16 protein-coding genes are annotated in these 16,331 nt (G+C 69.1%); 10 read left to right on the forward strand and 6 right to left on the reverse strand.

All coding sequences use genetic code 11. From position 1 onward, the window contains the following. The first annotated feature begins 36 nt into the window (after nucleotides 1-36). The 4 genes from C492_RS16550 (at nucleotide 37) to C492_RS16565 (ending at nucleotide 4,712) form a co-directional block, all read left to right on the forward strand. Nucleotides 37-1,779, forward strand: a complete 1,743-nt coding sequence (locus tag C492_RS16550; RefSeq protein ID WP_008425744.1) for a 4Fe-4S ferredoxin N-terminal domain-containing protein — start codon at nucleotides 37-39, stop codon at nucleotides 1,777-1,779. Then, on the forward strand, nucleotides 1,776-3,155 hold the full coding sequence (gene nrfD, locus C492_RS16555; RefSeq protein WP_008425745.1) for an NrfD/PsrC family molybdoenzyme membrane anchor subunit: 1,380 nt from the start codon (nucleotides 1,776-1,778) through the stop codon (nucleotides 3,153-3,155). Before C492_RS16550 ends, nrfD begins: the two co-directional genes overlap by 4 nt. Then, nucleotides 3,152-3,463, forward strand: a complete 312-nt coding sequence (locus C492_RS16560) for a hypothetical protein (protein WP_008425747.1) — start codon at nucleotides 3,152-3,154, stop codon at nucleotides 3,461-3,463. The genes nrfD and C492_RS16560 overlap by 4 nt, the downstream gene beginning before the upstream one ends. Nucleotides 3,464-3,620: 157 nt before the next feature. Next, nucleotides 3,621-4,712, forward strand: coding sequence for an Mrp/NBP35 family ATP-binding protein (locus tag C492_RS16565; protein ID WP_008425748.1), 1,092 nt, complete (start codon nucleotides 3,621-3,623; stop codon nucleotides 4,710-4,712). A 36-nt stretch (nucleotides 4,713-4,748) separates the two neighbouring features. Here the strand turns inward: C492_RS16565 and C492_RS16570 are convergent, their stop codons facing one another. After that, complete coding sequence (locus C492_RS16570; RefSeq protein ID WP_008425750.1) at nucleotides 4,749-5,576, reverse strand: BtpA/SgcQ family protein; 828 nt, start codon at nucleotides 5,574-5,576, stop codon at nucleotides 4,749-4,751. Nucleotides 5,577-5,685: 109 nt separating this feature from the next. On the opposite strand from C492_RS16570, the gene C492_RS16575 reads away from it, so the two are divergent. Next, entirely contained in the window at nucleotides 5,686-6,777 is a 1,092-nt protein-coding gene (locus tag C492_RS16575; RefSeq protein ID WP_008425752.1) for an NADH:flavin oxidoreductase/NADH oxidase, read from the forward strand. Between the two features lie 48 nt (nucleotides 6,778-6,825). On the opposite strand, the gene C492_RS16580 is transcribed toward C492_RS16575, so the two are convergent. From C492_RS16580 to C492_RS23885, 3 genes are all read right to left on the reverse strand, one after another. After that, complete coding sequence (locus tag C492_RS16580; RefSeq protein ID WP_049893145.1) at nucleotides 6,826-7,995, reverse strand: mechanosensitive ion channel family protein; 1,170 nt, start codon at nucleotides 7,993-7,995, stop codon at nucleotides 6,826-6,828. 84 nt (nucleotides 7,996-8,079) lie between these two features. Further along, nucleotides 8,080-8,646 (reverse strand): thioredoxin family protein, encoded by a 567-nt coding sequence (locus C492_RS16585; RefSeq protein WP_008425756.1) that lies wholly within the window; start codon nucleotides 8,644-8,646, stop codon nucleotides 8,080-8,082. Between the two features lie 83 nt (nucleotides 8,647-8,729). Further along, entirely contained in the window at nucleotides 8,730-8,993 is a 264-nt protein-coding gene (locus C492_RS23885; protein ID WP_193364868.1) for a hypothetical protein, read from the reverse strand. Nucleotides 8,994-9,165: 172 nt separating this feature from the next. On the opposite strand from C492_RS23885, the gene C492_RS16595 reads away from it, so the two are divergent. The 4 genes from C492_RS16595 (at nucleotide 9,166) to C492_RS16610 (ending at nucleotide 12,775) form a co-directional block, all read left to right on the forward strand. Next, the gene (locus tag C492_RS16595; protein ID WP_008425760.1) at nucleotides 9,166-9,807 is read left to right on the forward strand and encodes a hypothetical protein; all 642 of its coding nucleotides are present in this window, start codon (nucleotides 9,166-9,168) and stop codon (nucleotides 9,805-9,807) included. Between the two features lie 87 nt (nucleotides 9,808-9,894). Further along, the gene (locus C492_RS16600; RefSeq protein WP_008425763.1) at nucleotides 9,895-10,380 is read left to right on the forward strand and encodes an Lrp/AsnC family transcriptional regulator; all 486 of its coding nucleotides are present in this window, start codon (nucleotides 9,895-9,897) and stop codon (nucleotides 10,378-10,380) included. Then, the gene (locus C492_RS16605) at nucleotides 10,377-11,534 is read left to right on the forward strand and encodes a pyridoxal phosphate-dependent aminotransferase (RefSeq protein WP_008425765.1); all 1,158 of its coding nucleotides are present in this window, start codon (nucleotides 10,377-10,379) and stop codon (nucleotides 11,532-11,534) included. Before C492_RS16600 ends, C492_RS16605 begins: the two co-directional genes overlap by 4 nt. A 44-nt stretch (nucleotides 11,535-11,578) precedes the next feature. Further along, nucleotides 11,579-12,775: a GNAT family N-acetyltransferase gene (locus C492_RS16610; protein WP_008425766.1), complete on the forward strand. Its 1,197-nt coding sequence runs from the start codon at nucleotides 11,579-11,581 to the stop codon at nucleotides 12,773-12,775. Between the two features lie 114 nt (nucleotides 12,776-12,889). On the opposite strand, the gene C492_RS16615 is transcribed toward C492_RS16610, so the two are convergent. After that, the gene (locus C492_RS16615; RefSeq protein ID WP_008425768.1) at nucleotides 12,890-14,044 is read right to left on the reverse strand and encodes an NAD(P)/FAD-dependent oxidoreductase; all 1,155 of its coding nucleotides are present in this window, start codon (nucleotides 14,042-14,044) and stop codon (nucleotides 12,890-12,892) included. 39 nt (nucleotides 14,045-14,083) lie between these two features. Then, the gene (locus tag C492_RS16620; protein ID WP_008425771.1) at nucleotides 14,084-15,175 is read right to left on the reverse strand and encodes an NAD(P)/FAD-dependent oxidoreductase; all 1,092 of its coding nucleotides are present in this window, start codon (nucleotides 15,173-15,175) and stop codon (nucleotides 14,084-14,086) included. 162 nt (nucleotides 15,176-15,337) lie between these two features. Between C492_RS16620 and C492_RS16625 the strand changes: the two genes are divergently transcribed. Next, nucleotides 15,338-16,324 carry an ornithine cyclodeaminase family protein gene (locus C492_RS16625; RefSeq protein WP_008425773.1) on the forward strand — a complete coding sequence of 329 codons (987 nt, stop codon included), beginning with the start codon at nucleotides 15,338-15,340 and terminating at the stop codon, nucleotides 16,322-16,324. The last annotated feature ends 7 nt before the right edge of the window (nucleotides 16,325-16,331 follow it).

Raw genomic sequence — 16,331 nt, forward strand, 5'->3', positions numbered from 1 at the left:
TAATCGAACGGGTTCGAGGAGAGGTGCTCTCGTCGAATGAGTGCGGACGACGATTCGTTCCATCCGCTCGGCGAGGAGTGGGAAAACGACCTCGAGGGGATGCTCGACGACACCGAGTACGACACCGACCTCGGGATGGAGATGGCCGAGGACGCCATGCGGGTCACGAGGGGCGAACTCTCCGAGGCCGAGTTCCACGAGAAGTACCACGACGACGTGATGGAGGAGTTCGGCGAGGACCAGCGCCCGACCAAGGAGGCCTACGAGAAGGCCCAGAAGGCCCAGGAAGAGGCCAAGGGAACGGTCTCCAAGATGCTCTCGAAGTTCGAGGGCGACGGCGAGGAGCCGCGCCGCGACGTGATGAAGAAGATGGGCGCCGGCGCCGCCGCCGTCGGTCTCGGCGCCTGGGGAACCGTCGACGACGGCGGTCAGGAAGAGGAAGCGCTCGCCGCGGCCGAAGGCGGCGAGGAGGAACCCGGATTCGGCGAGGGCGAGGGCGTCCAGTGGGGGATGGCCATCGATCTCGAGCGCTGTGACGGCTGTCTCTCCTGTGTTACCGCCTGTTCTTCGGAGAACAATCTCGACCAGGGGGTCAACTGGATGTACGTCCTCCAGTACGAGGACTCCAGTTCCTCCAACGCGACCAACTCCCAGGTCTCCCGGGGCGCCGGACGAGCTCCGAACCGTCTCGTCCGCCCGTGCCAGCACTGCACCGACGCGCCGTGTGAGAAGGTCTGTCCGACGACGGCCCGCCACACCCGCGACCAGGACGGGCTGGTTCTGACCGACTACGACGTCTGCATCGGCTGTCGGTACTGCCAGGTCGCCTGTCCCTACGGCGTCAACTACTTCCAGTGGGACGAGCCGGACATCTCGACCGAGCAGATCGCCGAGCAACACGACGCCGAACCCGGGGAAGAGGGCGATCACATGACCGACGACCGCGGCCGCTGGGTCGACAGCCGCGCACCGCGGGGCACCATGAGCAAGTGTACGATGTGCCCGTCCCGACAGGACGGCCACAAGGGCGAGGAGATGGTCGGCACGACCGCCTGCGAGGACGCCTGTCCGCCGGACGCGATCCAGTTCGGGAACATGCACGACGAGACCAGCGACCCGATCCGCTACGCCGAGAACCCGGCCCGCGCTCGGACGCTGGCGCGGGTCAATCCGCCGTCCGCGAGCGACCTCGAGGAGAGCCTCAGCGGCGCCGGAACCGACGTCGACTCGGTGATCGAGGCGACCGACCTCGAGCAGGAAGATCTCGAGCTCATGGTCGCGATCGACATCGTCACCGACGATCTGGCCGAGACCGACGGCGACCACGCCCGGTACGAGCAGAACATTCAGGACGCGCTGGACGCGCTCTCCGAGCACGGCCTCGACTTCCAGAGCCAGGAGGTTCTCGCCCAGCTCAACCTCGCCGACGAGCCGGAGTCGTCCGGCGACGGCGAAAACGGTGGCAACGGCGGAAACGGCGGCGACGGCGAGGAGTTCGAACCGGACCAGCAGCAGGCCCAGGTCCGACTCGAGCAGTTCGCCGGCACGCCCACGTCGAACTTCCGGCTGCTCGAGGATCAGGGAACCAACCCGAACATCATCTACCTCGGTAACGAGCCCGGTCCGGACGCCGAACAGGTCGAGCCGACCGGAACCGGTGCCAACTACGAGGACCTCTCCTACGCTCGCGCGGACGGCGAGTCCGCAAGCCTCGTCGACAACCGCAAGGAAGTCCTCGACGAGGGCACGGTCGGCGACGCCGGGGTGAGGCTCGGATGAGCACGAAGACGCCGACCGAAGCGGACATCCTTCGGCCGATCCAGAACGTGTCGAAGGGCTACCTCGCGCTGTTCGCGCTCTGTGCGCTGGCGCTTGGTGCCTTCCTCGTCGGCTGGGCCTACCAGCTCCAGCAGGGACTGATCGTCACCGGCCTCGGCGACTGGGGCTCCGGCGGCGGCGTCACCTGGGGGATGTACATCGGCGCGTTCATCTGGTGGGTCGGGATCGCTCACGGCGGGATCATCCTCTCCGCTGCGGTCCGACTGCTCGGCATGGAGCGGTACATGCCCGTCGCCCGGATGGCCGAGTTGATGACGATCGCGGGCCTCTCGGCGGCCGGCTTCTACATTCTGGTCCACATGGGCCGTCCCGACCGGATGGTCACGAGCGTGCTGGGCCACTACCACATCACGGTTAACAACTCGCCGCTGGTGTGGGACGTGACCGTCATCACCGCGTACTTCGTGCTGACCGCGACCTACCTCGCGCTGACGATTCGGTACGACGTCGTGCGACTTCGCGACCAGCTACCGGACCGGTTCAACCCGATCTACAAGGTCCTGACGCTCGGCTACTCCGAGGAGGAAGACGAGGTCGTCGAGCGGATGGTCTGGTGGCTCGCGCTCGCGGTGATCATCATGGCTCCGCTGTTGCTCCACGGCGGCGTCATCCCGTGGCTGTTCGCGCTGCTGCCGTCGATGCCCGCCTGGGAGGGCGGCATTCAGGGGCCGACGTTCCTCTCGATCGCGCTCATGTCCGCGATCAGCGGCATCACCCTCGCCGCCTACGGCTTCCGTCGTGCGTACGACTGGGACCACATCATCACCGACGACATCTTCCGCGGGCTCTTGCTGTGGCTCGGGTTCTTCTGTATGCTGTTCCTCTGGTTCCAGCTCCAGTTCGCCGTCAACGGGCTGTTCAAGGCGCCGATCGCTCGAGCCGAGGCGACCCAGGCGAAGGTCGGCAGTCCGATCTACCGGGTCGCGATCGGCATGATCGGACTCTCGCTGGCGTACATCTTCGCGACGATCATCCGTCCGGCGCTGTTCAGCAAGAAGCGGGCGTTGATCGTCAGCGTGGCCGTGCTCGCGGCGACGTTCACCGAGAAGCTCCTGTTCGTCGTCGAAGGGTTCCTCCATCCAGTCTTCACCCTCTACGAGGCGACCCCCGGCGAGTACTTCCCGAGCGCCATCGAGTGGATGTCCCTGGCGGGAACCATCGGCCTCGTGGTGCTGGTCTTCCTGACGGTCTCGAAGGTCGTCCCCATCGTGGAACTCCACGCGATCGAGCACCTCCGCGGGGGACACGGACACAGTCACGAACACGAGCACGAACCGGTAGAAGAAAGTACGAAGAAACCGGAGGTTGAAGCATGATTCCGGCACTTTCGAGCGGCCTGTCGTACCTGCTGTACCACGGGTACGACGGCACCGAGGGCCTGACCGGTTTCCCGAACATCGGGACCTGGCTGATCTTCGCCATCATCCTCGTTCCGGTCTACGTGATGGTCGCCGCGTGGTTCCTCGGCGCACCCCGCGACACGAGCACCGGACTGCTCGGCGTCTCCTACCTCGTCGGGATCACGGCCCAGATGTGGATCGGCATGTTCATCCTGACGATGATCATCGGAATCCTGTTCTACGGCGGGATGCCCGAGCCGATCACCGCACCCGGCCCGATGTAGGCCGCCCGAGCACCGACCCGTCATTTTTCGCCGTCGATCTCCGTCGTCTCGAGTCTCGCGTCCGCTAGCGTTCGTCTCGAGGGATCCCTTGGGTACCGAACCATCACACGTATCCCGTTGCACCCCTTACCGGTTTTCGAGCACACCCCGACACAGTATGAGCATTACAGAATACGAACTCAAGATCGAACTCGAGGGCATCGAAGATCCGGACATCGGCGAGGACATCGTCACGCTCGGCCTGGTCAACGACGTCACGATCGACGACGAGACCGCCCGGATCTCGCTGGCGTTCAACACGCCCTACGCCCCCTCCGAGATGGAGATCGGGAACCGGATCCGGGAGGTCTGCGAGGAGGCCGGTCTCGAGGCCGATCTGCGCGCCCACGCCGGCGCGGAACACGGTTTCGACGACGAGGTTCTCCCCCGGGTTCGAAACGTCATCGCGGTCTCCTCGGGGAAAGGCGGCGTCGGCAAGACGACCGTCGCGGCCAACATCGCGGCCGGCCTCGAGAAACGCGGCGCGATGGTCGGCATCCTCGACGCGGACATCCACGGCCCGAACATCCCCCGCATCCTCCCCGTCGAGAGCGACCCCGGCGTCACGCCCAACGAGGACATCGTCCCGCCCCGCTCGGACGGCGTCCGCGTGATCAGTATGGGCTTTATGACCGAGGACGAGGACGATCCCGCCATTCTGCGGGGACCGATGGTCAACAAGTTCATGATGAAGTTCCTCGAGGGCGTCGAGTGGGGTCAACTCGACTACCTCGTCGTCGACCTCCCGCCGGGGACGGGCGACGCCACGCTGAACCTGCTGCAGTCGATGCCCGTGACGGGCGCGGTCGTCGTCACGACGCCCCAGGAGATGGCGCTTGACGACACCCGCAAGGGCGTCCAGATGTTCAACAAACACGACACGCCCGTGCTGGGGATCGTCGAGAACATGAGTTCGTTCGTCTGTCCGAGCTGTGGCGACCAGCACGGGCTGTTCGGAACCGAAGGCGCCGACACGATCTCGGAGAAGTACGACGTCCCGCTGGTCGGTCGGGTGCCGATCCACCCCGATTTCGGCGCGGAGGGCAGCAAGGGAACCCTCGTCAAGGACGACGACAGCGAGGTCCAGGACATCCTCGAGGAGATGGTCGCCAACGTCGCCGACCGCGTCGGGGAAGCCAACCGCCGCACCGTCTCGGAGAACACCGCCGACGAACCCGACGACGCCCTGCCGACCGAAGTCGAGGACTGAAGGCGCGCCGAGTGCCGTTTTTGTCGTCGCCGTTCGCTACGCGTCCCCGCGAGCGGCGGCCACGAGCGCCGCGACGCGTTCGCGCGAAACCGGGTTCGTCGTCTCGCCGCCCTCCTTGAGCGCGGTGCCGACGACGACGCCGTCGGCGCCCGCCGCGAAACAGTCCCGGACCGTCTCCGGGGCGACGCCGCTGCCGACGAACGTCGGTACCCCGAGTCCCCGATCTGAGAGCGCGCCGGCGACCCGTTCGACGTCCTCGAGTGCCGTCGCCGCGCCGGTGCCGGGACCGGAGACGACGAGCCCGTCGGCTCGGCCGCGCTCGGCGGCCTCGAGGGCCGCCCGCCGGACGTCGTCGGCGCCGACGGGCGTCGCGTGTTTGACGTGGACGTCCGCGAGAACGGCCACGTCGGCGTCGATGCGCTCACGGAGCCGCAGCGTCTCGTGAGCGCGGCCTTCCAACACTCCCTGGTCGGTCGCCGCGGCGCCGACGTGGCCGTTCACGCGGACGAACTCGGCGCCGACCGCGGCGGCGACCGACAGCGCCGCTTCGGCGTCGTTGCGGAGCACGTTGATCCCGATCGGGAGGTCGACGGCGCCCGCGACCCGGGTCGCGATCGCTGCCATCTCCGCGACCGTGTGGGTCGGCACGTCCTCGGGGTGAAAGGGTGCGTCGCCGAAGTTCTCGAGGACGATCCCGTCGACCCCGCCGGCCTCGAGGGTTCGGGCGTCCGCGAGCGCGCGGCGCCGGATCGACTCCCGGCCGCCGTCCGCGTCGTACCCCGGGGCGCCGGGAAGGGCCGGGAGGTGGACCATTCCGAGGACGGGACGGGCGGCGTCGAACCGATCGAGGAAGTCGCTGTCCATACCCGCACTGTCGTCCCGAGGGGAATAAGCGACCCGTTCTCTCACCCCATACCGGCAAGAGCCTCGGTATTCGGGGTCGTTACCCCTCGAGAACGGCTACCCCCGGTCGATGCCAGAGCTGTTCTCGCCGTTATCGATGCGCGAGCTCGAGGTACCGAACCGGCTCGCCGTCTCGCCGATGTGCCAGTACTCCTGTGCGCCCGACGGGCTGGCGACGGAGTGGCACCGGGTCCACCTGGGCAGCCGCGCCGTCGGCGGCGCCGGGATCGTGATGACCGAGGCGACGGCCGTCGAACCCCGCGGGCGGATTACGCCCGCCGACCTGGGGATCTGGAGCGACGAGCACGCCGACGCGCTCGAGCCGATCACCGACTTCGTCCGCGAGCAGGGCGGGGTCCCCGCGATCCAGCTGGCCCACGCGGGTCACAAGGCGAGCAAGACCCGTCCCTGGGAGGGGAACGTCCCGATCCACCCCGAGGAGGACGACGACGGCTGGGAGGTGCTCTCGCCCTCGCCCGAGGGGTATCCGCCGTTCCCCGGCGACGATCCGGCGATCCGGAAGATGAGCCACGAGGACATCGCGGACGTCGTCGACGCCTACCGTGCGGCCGCCGAGCGCTCGCTTGCGGCCGGCTTCGAGATCGCCGAGGTCCACGCGGCCCACGGCTACCTGCTCCACGAGTTCCTCTCGCCGGCGACGAACCGTCGCGAAGACGAGTACGGCGGGAGCTTCGAAAACCGCACGCGGTTCGTCCGCGAGGTCGTCGCGGCGGTCCGGGAGGTCTGGCCCGACGACAAACCCGTCTTCGTGCGGATCTCCGGAACGGACTGGCTCGAGGACCGACCGTCGTGGGATCTCGAGGGATCCGTGCGGCTGGCCCGCGAACTCGAGGAGCTGGGCGCCGACCTGATCGACGTCAGCTCCGGCGGGCTCCACCCCGACCAGAACCCGCCCGGCGGGCCGAACTTCCAGGTGCCGCTGGCCGAGCGGATCCGCGCGGAGGCGGGGATCGCCGTCGGCGCGGTCGGGGGGATCACCGAGCCCGAGCAGGCCGACGCGCTCGTTCGAAACGAGCGTGCGGACCTCGTCCTCGTGGGACGGGAGTTCCTTCGCGATCCGTACTTCGGCCTCCGCGCCGCGGACGAACTGGCCGACGAGCCCGAGTCCTGGCCGATCCAGTACCGCCGCGCGGTTCGGTAACCGCGACCGTCGGGCGGCTCCCGACGTCCGGCACTCGAGACCGATCGCTCAGTCGTCGGTCGTCGAGATCCCGGCGCCCTCGCGGGGCGCGCTCTCGACCCTGAACCCGTCCCCGCGCGGGGCGTGTACCCGCTGGGGGTACGGGATCGAGATCCCCTCCCGCTCGAAGGCGTCCGCGATCGCGTCGATGACCGCGGTGCGGGCGTCGTGGGTCCGTCGCATCGTCGGGTTTCCGATCCAGACCTGACACTCGAGCAGGATCGACGAGTCGCCGAAGCCCCGCGTGACGACCTGGGGATTGGGCGAGCTCTTGACGATCTCGAGGTCGTCGACGGCGTCGACGACGACCTCCCGCGCCCGGGGGACGTCGGTCTCGTAGTCGACGCCGACCTCGATCTCGAGGCGGAGCTGGTTGTTGCGCGAGTAGTTCGTCAGCTGGCTGCTCGTCACCTCGTCGTTGGGGACGAGGACGTGCTTGTCGTCGAAGGTCTGGATCTTCGTCGTAAAGATCGTGACGTCGGTGACGATCCCCTGGGTCTCGTTGACCTCGATCCAGTCGCCGACCCGGAACGGGCGGGAGAACAGCAGGATAAACCCCGCAAGCATTCCCGCCAGCGTCTCGCGGGCGGTCAGCGCGACGATGGCGGTGATCGCGCCGGCGCCGATGAAGATGTTCGTCAGCTCGATGCCCCACAGCGACATGATCACCGTAATGGCGATGCCGATGATCGTGACGTCGGCGACGTGGTGTGCGACCTCGCTCTGGTGTTTCGTGAGCGCGCGCGTCTCGGCGAGCGTGTCGATCGACCGGTTGACGAAGCGGATCGCCAGGTACGCGGTCGCGACGATCCCGAGCGTGACGACCTGCTGGGCGGCCTCCCACGGCGAGATCGAGGCCGCGTTCAGCGCGAACTCGAGGACGAACAGCACGCTCCAGATCGCGCTGAAGCCGTAGACGGCGATCGCCACGACGACGACCAGGACGAGAATCGAGGCGATCTCGGCGATCCGCGTCCCGCGTCGGCGCCGGAGCGACTCGTAGAGCCGCGACGTTCCCGCGATCCCGAGAACGGTCAGGATCGCGAGCAGCGCCGTCGCGAGCAGCTGGGCGCGAAGCGAGTCGAGAAACGTCTCCTGAATTCGGGTGATCGCCTCGGGTCGGAGCGAGACCTGCAAGGGGAGACGAGACGAGGGACCGCCCGGAGGATCGACGGACATGACGCGGGACCTGTCAGACGAACTGAGGGCCGGAAAGTAAGCTCTTGCGGTCCGTCGAAGCCCGGGTCGTCCGCGAGCGGGATGCTACCGCTCGTCGACCCACTTGATCGAACAGCCCTGGGAGGGCCGCCACTCGAGGTCGACCGCCTCGCCCGCGAGGACGCTCTCGACGGCCTCGCGGACGTGGAACCGGGTCGGCTCGTCCTCCGGATTCAGGGCGTCGTCGAGCCGGCCGTGGTAGACCAGCCGAAACTCCCCGTCCGCCCGCTCGAACAGGAAGGGATCGGGCGTACAGGCCGCGCCGTACGCGCGGGCGACGGCCTGGCTCTCGTCGCGGAGGTAGGCGTCGTACTGGATCCGCCCGTCGACGACGTACTCGCGCATCTTCTCGAGGGAGTCCTCGGGGTACTCCGCGGCGTCGTTCGAGTTGATCCCGACGACCGAGACCGCGTCGTACTCGTCGGCCAGCTCGTTCAGCAGGTCGAACTTCGCCCGCGCGTACGGACAGTGGTTGCAGGTGAACACGAGAAGCAACGCCTCGCTGTCGGCGAAGTCCTCGAGGGAGTGGCTCTCGCCGTCGGTGCCCTCGAGTTCGAAGTCGGGTGCGGCGTCGCCAGCCTCGAGTTCGGAGTCGGACTCCTGGAGTACCATACCCGTCAGTTACGGCTGTTCGATCTTATAGGTGAGTCCCTCGGGAGCGGACTCGAGTCACCGCCACACGGAACGACGCCGGATCAGGAGTCGTCCGCGTCGATCGGCGGGTTCAGGGAACACGCGTCGACGATCGCGAGGATCCCGACGAGTGCTGCCGGAACGAGCGACTGCTCCAGACCCGGTTCGGTCGCGGCCGAGGCGATCGCCGAACCGGCGAACGCCAGCGGGATCAGCCCGAGCGCGAGGTCGTACCGGGTCACCGCGGTGAGCGCTCCGAGCGGTAGTTCCGACGGATTCGAGCGCGAATCGACGGCGTCGAACGACGGTTCGGACGTGCGACTCACCTCGGTGGCCGCCAAGACGAACCGAATCGGAAACCCCGCCCGGCGGGACACTGCAGGGGAGCGACGGGACGGTCGCCGACGCACCGATCTCCTCACAACGCCTCCCTGCACAGTAGTATTCCGAACCGACCACCCAGGAATATATTTGTACCAGCAGGGTGACTGGTTCGGTATGGAGACACTCGAGGTAACCGACGAGCAGTACGCGATCGTCCAGCAGTTACGCGAGGAGATCGGCGAGCACGTCGTCGGCAAGTACGGCCACGTACGGGAACGCGACGCCGTGCAGTTCCTGATCGACAACCTCCACGACGGGCTCGAGCTCGAGCCGGGGGCGGCGGCCGACGGAGACGAGGTCGGGGCGAGCGTCGACGACGACCCGAACCTGCAGACGGTCTCGTACGACGAGGCCGAATCGGTCGACGACGCGGTCGAGGGAGACGCCCTCGAGACCGCCGACGAAAGCGCCGTCGATCCCGAGGGCTCCGCCGATCGGGACTCGACGACGGAGCCGACCCTCGACGGGGCCGAGGGGGCGTCCGCGCCGTCCGGCGACCGTCTCGCCGGGACGCCCGGCGCCCCGACGGACGACGCGTCCGACGACCGCGACCCGTCCGACGGCGAGGACGGCGACGGCGCCGACGACGACGAGATGCTAGACGAGATGATGGCCCTCCTCGAGACCCACGACGACAAGTGGGCGGAGGCGTCTTCGGCCGACTTCAGGTATACGGTGACGCTACCCGACGGCTCGACGGAGTCGGTCCAGACGAAAGACGACGTCCGCGCGCTCCTGTTTAGACACTACCGGTGACCGCCGATCGGGGCGCTCGAGCCCTCGCCGGGCGCAAAAAACCGGGAAGGGACAACGTTTTACTTCGCCCTCGCGCTTGGGTGGGGTATGAGCGAACGCGAGGTGCTCGAGTTGCTCCGTGAGAACGCGCGCTACTCCGCCGCGGACATCGCGCGAATGACCGACCTCTCGGCCGAGGAGGTCGAGGCGACCATCCAGGAACTCGAGGCAGCGGGCGTAGTTCGTGGCTACCAGGCCGTCGTCGACTGGGACGAACTCGAGGACGAGCGCGTCCGGGCCGAGGTCGAGCTCAACGTCCACCTCGACCGCGAGACCGGGTACGGCGAGATCGCCGAGCGCCTCGCGCGGTTTCCCGAGGTGACCGCCCTGCGGCTGGTCAGCGGGGACTACGACTTCGACATGGAGGTCGAGGGCGACTCGATCCGGGAGGTCTCGCAGTTCGTCAGCGAGAAGGTCGCTCCCGTCCCCGAGATCACCCAGACGGTCACCCACTACGTGATGACCTCCTACAAGGAGAACGGGATCGAGTTCGGCGACGACGAGGAGGACGATCGGCTCTCGTTCTCGCCATGACGTTCGAGCTCTCCGAGCGGGTGCGGGAGGTTCCGCCCTCGGGCATCCGGCGCTTTTTCGAGATCGCAGAGGAACGCGACGACGTCATCTCTCTGGGCGTCGGCGAACCGGACTTCTCGACGCCGTGGGCGGCTCGCGACGCCGCCATCGCCTCCCTCGAGCGGGGCCAGACCTCCTACACCGCCAACCGCGGGACTCGAGAGCTCCGCGAGGCCATAAGCGAGTACGCCGCGGATCGGTTCGCCCTCGAGTACGACCCGGCCGAGGAGATCCTCGTCACAGCCGGGGCGAGCGAGGCCGTCGACCTGGCCTTCCGGGCGTTCGTCGACCCCGGCGACACCGTCGCCGTCGCCCAGCCCTCCTACATCTCCTACGAGCCCGGCGTGATCTTCGCTGGCGGCGAGGTGCTGTCGGTGCCGACGACCGAGGCCGACGAGTTCCGGCTCACCGTCGAGGCTCTCGAGAGCGCGGGCGCCGAGGCGGCCGACGTGCTCGTGCTCTGTTACCCGAACAACCCGACGGGCGCGATCATGCGCGAGGAGGATCTCGAGCCGATCGCCGAGTTCGCCCGCGAGCACGACCTGACGGTGTTCTCAGACGAGATCTACGCCGAGCTAACCTACGACGGCGAGCACACCTCGATCGCGACCCTGCCCGGGATGCGCGAACGAACGATCGTCTTCAACGGGTTCTCGAAGGCCCACGCGATGACCGGGCTCCGGCTGGGCTACGCGCTCGGACCCGAAGCGGCGATCGGCGCGATGAACAAGATCCACCAGTACACGATGCTGTCGGCGCCGACGACGGCCCAACACGCCGCCCTGGAGGCCCTCGAGTCCTGCGACGACGACGTCCGCGAGATGGTCGACCAGTACGACCGTCGCCGACGGTTCGTGCTCTCGCGCTTTCGCGAGATCGGGATGGACGTCTTCGAGGCCAAGGGCGCCTTCTACTGTTTCCCCGAGGTGCCCGACGGCTGGACCGCCGAGGAGTTCGCCGAGGCGGTGTTGCGCGAGGAGGGCGTCGCCGTCGTCCCCGGCGACGTCTTCGGGCCCGGCGGGGCGGGCCACCTGCGGATCTCCTACGCGACCGGGCTCGAGGACCTCCGGAAGGCGCTGGCCCGCATCGAAACGTTCGTCGAGAACCACGTCTAACTCGCTCCAGAACCTTCTTTTCCGCCGCCGCCGCGGTCGTTCGTATGACCGACTATCGCCCGATTCCGGACGAGCGGGAGACCTTCCACGAGTACCGTAGCTACGCGTTCAGACCCGAGGGGGGCGTTCCCGCGTACGATCCCGACGAGCACGAGACGGTTCGAGACGCCCGGGGCGCCCGTCGCGGTATCTTCGCCGAGGGCGACGACCGACCTCGAGCCGTCTGTCGTCACTACTGGCTCGAGGCCCGCGTCCGCGGCGACGCCTTCCCCGTCGCCGGACTGGCGTCGGTCGCGACGCCCCCGGAGTTCCGCCGCGAGGGCAACGTCCGGGAGCTACTCGAGGGCTCGCTCGCGGAGTACCGCGAGCGCGGCGACCGCCTCTCGATCCTCTGGCCGTTCCGCTACCGCTTCTACCGGCAGTACGGCTGGGACACCGCCAACCGGATCGTCACCCACGCCGCGTCGCCGGACGCGTTCGCGTTCGCCAGGGGCGCCGACGAGGGCTCGTTCCGTCCCCTCGAGGCCGACGAGTACGCCGCCCTCGAGCCCGTTTACGACGCCGCCGCGTCGGGGCTGGCGATCGAACGCGACGAGGCGTGGTGGCGCCACCGGATCTTCGGGGGCCACGACGCCGAGCCGTTCGTCTACGTCTACGAGCGCGACGGCGAGCCCGCGGGCTACCTCGTCTACCGGATCGAGCGTGAGGACGGCGCCCGGACGATGCGCGTCTCGGAGCTGGCGGCGGTCGATCGCGAGGCGTTGCTCGCGCTGTTTGCCTTCTGCGCCGACCACGACTCCCAGGTCGACCGCGTCGAGCTGCGGGTCTCCGAGACGGTGCCCGTCCGGGAGCTCGCGCGCGACCCCGACGCGATCGAGACGACCCTCGAGAACGGGCCGATGGTCCGGATCGTCGACGTCGCCGCGGTGCTTCCCGAGCTTACGACACCCGAGACCGACGCCTCGCTCACCCTCGAGGTCGCGGACCCGCTGGCCGACTGGAACGACGGCCGGTTCGTCCTCGAGGTCGGGGACGGAACGGCGACCTGCGAGCGAGTCGACGGCGAGGACGGCGAACCCGACGCGAGCCTGGATATCGGCGCGCTCTCACAGCTCGCCGTCGGCGCCCGCTCGGCGAGCGACCTCGCGTACGCGGGTCGGCTCGAGGCCGACGGCGAGACGGTGTCGACCCTCGAGGACCGCTACCCCGCGGTCGAGGTCTACCTCGGTCACCACTTCTAGAACCGGCGCGGAGCGACCCGTCCCCGGACGCGTTTGTCCAGAAGCCCGACCGTCGGCGGCTCCTCGACCGCGATACAACACGGGAGAGCCGCACAAACCCGACCCTTGAGGCTGCTAGACGACGTTCCGCTCGAGTCGCTCGCGCTCGGTTCCGAACCGATCGCTCGAGAGCGCCGCGACGTCGACCAGCGAGGCCTCGCCGTCGACGATCAGTTCGGCGACGATCCGCCCCGTGGCGGGGGCGTGCTGGAACCCGTGGCCCGAGAACCCCGCGGCCGTGATCAGGCCGGGGATCGTCTCCTCGAGGACGGCGTTGTCGTCGGGGGTGACTGCGTACAGCCCCGACCAGCCGCGCTTGATCCGGGAGTCCGGCCCGAAGTAGGTCGCCCACTCGGAAGCCGTCTCGAGGACGTCCGCGGCCCAGTCGAAGTCGATCCCGCGGTCGTAGCCGTCGGGGTCCCGATCCGGGTCCGGACCGCCGAGGTGGCCCCCGACCAGCGCCTCGCCGTCGCGCTCGGGCCGGAAGTACGTGCCCGTCTCGAGGTCGATCGCCAGCGGATCGGTTTCGGGGACGGCGGTGTCGGGGTCGACGACGACCATCTGGCGGCGCCTGGGCGCGATCGGTAGCTCGACGCCGGCCATCGCCCCGACCCGACGGGCCCACGGCCCCGCGGCGTTGACGACGAACTCGGCCTCGAGGGGGCCGTCGGGCGTCTCGACGCCGACGACGCGGCCGCCACCGCCCTCGCGCAGGACGTCGGTGACGGGCGTTCCCGTCCTGACGTCGACGCCCGCGTCGGCGGCCGCGCGGGCGTAGCCCTGCAGCGCGAGGTGGGGGTCCGCGAAGCCGTCGGTCGGGGAGTACGTCGCCGCGACGAACCTGTCGGGATCGATCCCCGGACAGCGCTCGCGGGCGCCAGCGGGCTCGAGCACCTCGCTCGGCACTCCCCGTTCGTTCTGCATCTCGACGGCCGTCTCGAGGGCCGCGGCGGTCTCGGGGGTGCGGGCGAGAAACAGGTAGCCGTTCGTCCGGTAGTCGACGTCGGTTCCCAACCGCTGTTCGAACTCGCTCCAGACGGCCATGCTTGCGACCGAGAGCTCGACGTTCGTCGGCGTCGAGAACTGCGCGCGGATTCCGCCGGCGGCCCGCTCCGTGCTGCCGCTCCCGATCGAGCCCTTCTCGCAGACGACGACGTCGACGCCGCGCTCGGCGAGTTCGAGCGCGCTCGAGAGCCCCACGATACCGCCGCCGACGACGACAGCGTTCATACGGGATACGTTGACACGGGACGGGATAAGCGTTCGTCGTCAGTCGCGAAACCGGGTCGGCGAGAGCCGACGCCGGTACTCGGGATCGGCCTCGTCCGCGAGTAACTCGGCGACGACGTCGGCGACCGCGGGCGCCAGCGTGATCCCCTGCCCGCTCAACCCGACCGCGACGAGGTAGCCCTCGAGCCCGGTCTCGCCGACCAGCGGGCGGCCGTCGGGGGTGACCGTCCGGTAGCCGACCCAGTCGTCGACGACCGTCGCGTTCTCGAGGGCGGGGACGACCGTCTCGAGTTCCCGCGCGGACTCGCGAAACGACGCCGAAACCGACCGATCCGCGAGGTCGTAGCGCTGGCCGGGAACGTAGTCGGTCCGGTAGGCGCCGAGCCACGCGCCTCGTTCAGTGGGTCGGACGTACCGCTTGGACTCGAAGATAGCGGTGGGTCCCTCGTGGGGGTCGCTCGTCTCGACCGCGAGCATCGGCCCGCGGGTGTGACACAGCGGCAGGTCGATTCCGACCGCCTCGTCGAGTTGCGGCGCCCACGGCCCGGTCGCGTTGATCACTCGATCGGCCGCGAGTCGACCCTCGCTCGTCTCGACGGCCGCGACGGCCCCGTCGCGAGTTTCGACGTCCGTGACCGAAACCCCGGTCCGGACGTCGACGCCCGCCGCCCGCGCGCGATCGGCGAACAGCCTCGCCGCGGCTGCGGGATCGCAGACCCGGTCCTCGGGCGTGTAGAGCCCGCCCTCGAGGCCCTCGGGCTCGATCCCGAGCCCGACGAGTTCGTCGGGCTCGAGGACGGAAGCGTCGATCCCGGCCTCGCGAAGCGCCGCCGCGGAGTCCGCGAGGCGGTCGGCGAAGCTCTCGCTTTCGGCGACGTAGACGATGCCGATCCGGTCGGTCTCGAGGCCGTCCTCGCGAAGCTCGCGGTAGCGCTCGCGGGCCCGCTCCCGGATCCGGAGGTCGAACGGCTCGGGGTCGACGACGGTCCGCATCAACAGTCCGGCGGAGGCGGCGGTCGTCTCCGCGCCGATCTCGGCTCGCTCGAGCAGCGCGACCTCGCCGTCGGTCGAACCGAGGCGGGCGGCGACCGCGGCGCCGACGATCCCGCCCCCCACGATGACGGTGTGCATACGCCCCCTTCGCGGGCCGGGGATACAGTCGTTTCGCGCGCTCGCGTCACTGCTACGGTCTGGTGTAACGATTTACCCGCGCAACCGCGAGCCGTCCTCCGGTTGCGCGGTCGACGACGTACAGCAGTCCGTATGAAGTGGGGGCCCGACGATAGACGGACCATGGTACGCGTGCTCTCCGATGCGGACGTGGCGTCGGTGCTCGAGCTCGAGGCGTTACTCCCGGTTCTCGCTGAAGCCTTCGAGAAGCAGTACGCGGGCGAGGTCGAGCGCCCGGAGCGTCCCCACTACCCGATCGGGACGGGGATCGACCCCGACGCACCGACGGAGCCGACCGGGACGGGGCTGTGTATGCCCGCGTACGTTCACGGCGAGCCCTACGTCGCCACGAAGCTGGCGACGGTCTGTCCGGACAACCCCGACCGCGGGCTGCCGACGGTCACGGCCCAGCTCGCGATCGTCGACGCCGAGACGGGACAGCCCCGTTCCTACGTGGCCGGGAATCGTATCACCAGCGCCCGGACGGGCTGTATCGGCGGGCTCGCGGCCCGCGAGCTGGCGGTCGAGGGACCGCTCGAGCTCGGCGTGATCGGCGCGGGCACGCAGGCCCGCTGGCAGACCAAGGCGATCGCCGCGGCGGTGGGCTCGCGGCTCGAGGCGATCCGGGTCTACTCGCCCAGCGACTCGAAGGTCGACTGCGCCGCGGAGCTGGCGGACGAACTCGGCGTTCCGGCGACCGCGGTCGAGACGCCCCGCGAGGCCGTCGCGGAGGCGTCGGTCGTCGTGACGGCGACGACCGCCACCGAACCGGTGTTCCCGGGCGAGGCGCTGGCCGAGGGGACGCTGGTCGTCGCCGTCGGTGCCTACACCCCCGAGATGCGCGAACTCGACGCGACGACGGTCGACCGCGCGGCGACGGTCGTCGCCGACGTCCCCGAGGAGGCCGCCGAGACGGGCGATCTCCTCGAGTACGGCGATCGGGAACTGGTCCCCCTCGGCGGCGTCCTGGCGGGGGCGTTCGGCCGCGAGTCGCCCGACGATATCGTCGTCGTCGCCAGCGTCGGCTCGGCGGTGTTAGACGCCGCGACCGCGGCGTTCGTCTACGACCGGGCCCGAGAGGCGGAGCTCGGGACCGACGTTCCGCTCTGACTCGCGG

The sequence above is a fragment of the Natronococcus jeotgali DSM 18795 genome (genome assembly GCF_000337695.1).
GTDB lineage: Archaea > Halobacteriota > Halobacteria > Halobacteriales > Natrialbaceae > Natronococcus > Natronococcus jeotgali.

Excerpts from the sequence above, each read along its gene's own strand:
- C492_RS16610 (WP_008425766.1), top strand. The coding sequence starts at position 11,579 with ATGACCGACTATCGCCCGATTCCGGACGAGCGGGAGACCTTCCACGAG.
- C492_RS16625 (WP_008425773.1), top strand. The coding sequence starts at position 15,338 with ATGGTACGCGTGCTCTCCGATGCGGACGTGGCGTCGGTGCTCGAGCTC.
- C492_RS16560 (WP_008425747.1), top strand. The coding sequence starts at position 3,152 with ATGATTCCGGCACTTTCGAGCGGCCTGTCGTACCTGCTGTACCACGGG.
- C492_RS16620 (WP_008425771.1), bottom strand. The coding sequence starts at position 15,175 with ATGCACACCGTCATCGTGGGGGGCGGGATCGTCGGCGCCGCGGTCGCC.
- C492_RS16565 (WP_008425748.1), top strand. The coding sequence starts at position 3,621 with ATGAGCATTACAGAATACGAACTCAAGATCGAACTCGAGGGCATCGAA.
- C492_RS16595 (WP_008425760.1), top strand. The coding sequence starts at position 9,166 with ATGGAGACACTCGAGGTAACCGACGAGCAGTACGCGATCGTCCAGCAG.
- nrfD (WP_008425745.1), top strand. The coding sequence starts at position 1,776 with ATGAGCACGAAGACGCCGACCGAAGCGGACATCCTTCGGCCGATCCAG.
- C492_RS16585 (WP_008425756.1), bottom strand. The coding sequence starts at position 8,646 with ATGGTACTCCAGGAGTCCGACTCCGAACTCGAGGCTGGCGACGCCGCA.
- C492_RS16600 (WP_008425763.1), top strand. The coding sequence starts at position 9,895 with ATGAGCGAACGCGAGGTGCTCGAGTTGCTCCGTGAGAACGCGCGCTAC.
- C492_RS16615 (WP_008425768.1), bottom strand. The coding sequence starts at position 14,044 with ATGAACGCTGTCGTCGTCGGCGGCGGTATCGTGGGGCTCTCGAGCGCG.
- C492_RS16605 (WP_008425765.1), top strand. The coding sequence starts at position 10,377 with ATGACGTTCGAGCTCTCCGAGCGGGTGCGGGAGGTTCCGCCCTCGGGC.
- C492_RS16580 (WP_049893145.1), bottom strand. The coding sequence starts at position 7,995 with ATGTCCGTCGATCCTCCGGGCGGTCCCTCGTCTCGTCTCCCCTTGCAG.
- C492_RS16575 (WP_008425752.1), top strand. The coding sequence starts at position 5,686 with ATGCCAGAGCTGTTCTCGCCGTTATCGATGCGCGAGCTCGAGGTACCG.
- C492_RS16550 (WP_008425744.1), top strand. The coding sequence starts at position 37 with ATGAGTGCGGACGACGATTCGTTCCATCCGCTCGGCGAGGAGTGGGAA.
- C492_RS16570 (WP_008425750.1), bottom strand. The coding sequence starts at position 5,576 with ATGGACAGCGACTTCCTCGATCGGTTCGACGCCGCCCGTCCCGTCCTC.